Annotated in this window: 2 protein-coding genes; one reads left to right on the top strand and one right to left on the bottom strand. The window is 49.0% G+C overall.

Annotated features, from left to right (window positions below):
- Positions 1-303, top strand: a 303-nt coding sequence (locus tag A3750_RS20495) for a YbgA family protein (protein ID WP_156498795.1), incomplete at its 5' end; no start/stop codon positions are given.
- Positions 304-337: 34 nt separating this feature from the next.
- On the opposite strand, the gene A3750_RS20500 is transcribed toward A3750_RS20495, so the two are convergent.
- Positions 338-742 carry a hypothetical protein gene (locus A3750_RS20500; protein ID WP_068454027.1) on the bottom strand — a complete coding sequence of 135 codons (405 nt, stop codon included), beginning with the start codon at positions 740-742 and terminating at the stop codon, positions 338-340.
- Positions 743-847 lie beyond the last annotated feature (105 nt).

The raw sequence follows: 847 nt of genomic DNA on the forward strand, positions 1-847 counted from the left end.
GTGGAGTCGCTTTCAGAGTGCTACTTTGTCGAAATGATGAGAATTCTGAAGATCCGCGCAACACGTAAAAATCACGTTAACGTACTGCAACACCTGCAGGGCTTTCTTAAAAATGATATCGATAAAGAAGATAAGGCAGAGCTTGTCGAAACGATCTTGCAATATCGGGAAGGATTAGTGCCACTGATCGTTCCGATCGTCCTAATGCGACATCACTTTCGCCGCCACCCCAAGCCCTTCGTCAACAACTGCAAGTACCTCGCCCCTCACCCTTCGGAGTTGACGCTACTAAACACCTTGTAGCGAGGCGTTTTTGAAAGAAAGTCTAACTGCCGCCTTAGATCATAGAGCTGCGCATCACTTGCTGGCGATGTGCAGCTCTATAATAGGCAACGCCTAGAGCAAGCGCGATAAAGCCCTCAATCTCTGCCATTAGCCACGCGCCGACATGGCCCAAGGCCTCGGGATAGATAATAAAACTGATCAAACGGGTTCCAATCAGCGTCAGCGAAAAAACCAAGGCAAAAAAAAGTGTCGCCTCCTGAAATCCTTCTTTGAAAGACCCCAACAGCATCGCGATGCCAAGACCCAACTGAATACCACCGTAAACCGTAAAGAACTCTGCTGTTGCCGCCACGCCGGTCATCTCATAGCCAACATAGCTCGCCGCCAAGTCCGGTCGAATCAAACACCAAAGCCCGCTAAGAAGATAAAGTCCTGCAACGATCCTTAAAATCAACATAAGCGTTCTCCTAGCTGGCCGAAGCCGCTTCTATGCGCTTGAGAGCGAGAAAGCGGGCCTTTTCATCGTAAAAATATTGAATGACCGCGACAGCATTTCCATCAC

It is taken from the genome of Oleiphilus sp. HI0079 (genome assembly GCF_001635105.1).